1 rRNA gene is annotated in these 2,583 nt (G+C 52.1%); it reads left to right on the forward strand.

What is annotated here, in order from left to right:
* Positions 1-2,522 (forward strand): 23S ribosomal RNA (locus RG836_RS18185); the annotation flags it as partial.
* Between the last annotated feature and the right edge of the window lie 61 nt (positions 2,523-2,583).

The raw sequence follows: 2,583 nt of genomic DNA on the forward strand, positions 1-2,583 counted from the left end.
GAGCACGAGAAACTTTGTCTGAATATGGGGGGACCATCCTCCAAGGCTAAATACTACTGACTGACCGATAGTGAACTAGTACCGTGAGGGAAAGGCGAAAAGAACCCCGGAGAGGGGAGTGAAATAGATCCTGAAACCGTATGCGTACAAGCAGTGGGAGCCCACTTTGTTGGGTGACTGCGTACCTTTTGTATAATGGGTCAGCGACTTATTTTCAGTGGCGAGCTTAACCGAATAGGGGAGGCGTAGCGAAAGCGAGTCTTAATAGGGCGTCTAGTCGCTGGGAATAGACCCGAAACCGGGCGATCTATCCATGGGCAGGTTGAAGGTTGGGTAACACTAACTGGAGGACCGAACCGACTACCGTTGAAAAGTTAGCGGATGACCTGTGGATCGGAGTGAAAGGCTAATCAAGCTCGGAGATAGCTGGTTCTCCTCGAAAGCTATTTAGGTAGCGCCTCATGTATCACTGTAGGGGGTAGAGCACTGTTTCGGCTAGGGGGTCATCCCGACTTACCAAACCGATGCAAACTCCGAATACCTACAAGTGCCGAGCATGGGAGACACACGGCGGGTGCTAACGTCCGTCGTGAAAAGGGAAACAACCCAGACCGTCAGCTAAGGTCCCAAAGTTATGGTTAAGTGGGAAACGATGTGGGAAGGCTTAGACAGCTAGGAGGTTGGCTTAGAAGCAGCCACCCTTTAAAGAAAGCGTAATAGCTCACTAGTCGAGTCGGCCTGCGCGGAAGATGTAACGGGGCTCAAACCATACACCGAAGCTACGGGTATCACTTAGGTGATGCGGTAGAGGAGCGTTCTGTAAGCCTGTGAAGGTGAGTTGAGAAGCTTGCTGGAGGTATCAGAAGTGCGAATGCTGACATGAGTAACGACAATGGGTGTGAAAAACACCCACGCCGAAAGACCAAGGTTTCCTGCGCAACGTTAATCGACGCAGGGTTAGTCGGTCCCTAAGGCGAGGCTGAAAAGCGTAGTCGATGGAAAACAGGTTAATATTCCTGTACTTCTGGTTATTGCGATGGAGGGACGGAGAAGGCTAGGCCAGCTTGGCGTTGGTTGTCCAAGTTTAAGGTGGTAGGCTGAAATCTTAGGTAAATCCGGGGTTTCAAGGCCGAGAGCTGATGACGAGTTGTCTTTTAGACGACGAAGTGGTTGATGCCATGCTTCCAAGAAAAGCTTCTAAGCTTCAGGTAACCAGGAACCGTACCCCAAACCGACACAGGTGGTTGGGTAGAGAATACCAAGGCGCTTGAGAGAACTCGGGTGAAGGAACTAGGCAAAATGGCACCGTAACTTCGGGAGAAGGTGCGCCGGTGAGGGTTAAGCATTTACTGCGTAAGCCCATGCCGGTCGAAGATACCAGGCCGCTGCGACTGTTTATTAAAAACACAGCACTCTGCAAACACGAAAGTGGACGTATAGGGTGTGACGCCTGCCCGGTGCCGGAAGGTTAATTGATGGGGTTAGCTAACGCGAAGCTCTTGATCGAAGCCCCGGTAAACGGCGGCCGTAACTATAACGGTCCTAAGGTAGCGAAATTCCTTGTCGGGTAAGTTCCGACCTGCACGAATGGCGTAACGATGGCGGCGCTGTCTCCACCCGAGACTCAGTGAAATTGAAATCGCTGTGAAGATGCAGTGTATCCGCGGCTAGACGGAAAGACCCCGTGAACCTTTACTATAGCTTTGCACTGGACTTTGAATTTGCTTGTGTAGGATAGGTGGGAGGCTTTGAAGCGTGGACGCCAGTTCGCGTGGAGCCATCCTTGAAATACCACCCTGGCAACTTTGAGGTTCTAACTCAGGTCCGTTATCCGGATCGAGGACAGTGTATGGTGGGTAGTTTGACTGGGGCGGTCTCCTCCTAAAGAGTAACGGAGGAGTACGAAGGTGCGCTCAGACCGGTCGGAAATCGGTCGTAGAGTATAAAGGCAAAAGCGCGCTTGACTGCGAGACAGACACGTCGAGCAGGTACGAAAGTAGGTCTTAGTGATCCGGTGGTTCTGTATGGAAGGGCCATCGCTCAACGGATAAAAGGTACTCCGGGGATAACAGGCTGATACCGCCCAAGAGTTCATATCGACGGCGGTGTTTGGCACCTCGATGTCGGCTCATCACATCCTGGGGCTGAAGCCGGTCCCAAGGGTATGGCTGTTCGCCATTTAAAGTGGTACGCGAGCTGGGTTTAGAACGTCGTGAGACAGTTCGGTCCCTATCTGCCGTGGACGTTTGAGATTTGAGAGGGGCTGCTCCTAGTACGAGAGGACCGGAGTGGACGAACCTCTGGTGTTCCGGTTGTCACGCCAGTGGCATTGCCGGGTAGCTATGTTCGGAATAGATAACCGCTGAAAGCATCTAAGCGGGAAACTAGCCTCAAGATGAGATCTCACTGGGACCTTGAGTCCCCTGAAGGGCCGTCGAAGACTACGACGTTGATAGGTTGGGTGTGTAAGCGCTGTGAGGCGTTGAGCTAACCAATACTAATTGCCCGTGAGGCTTGACCATATAACACCCAAGCAATCTGTGAACTCGACAGAGACCAGATTGCGGTGTGTGAAGACGAAAC

This window comes from Pseudomonas rhizozeae, from assembly GCF_031583775.1.
GTDB lineage: Bacteria > Pseudomonadota > Gammaproteobacteria > Pseudomonadales > Pseudomonadaceae > Aquipseudomonas.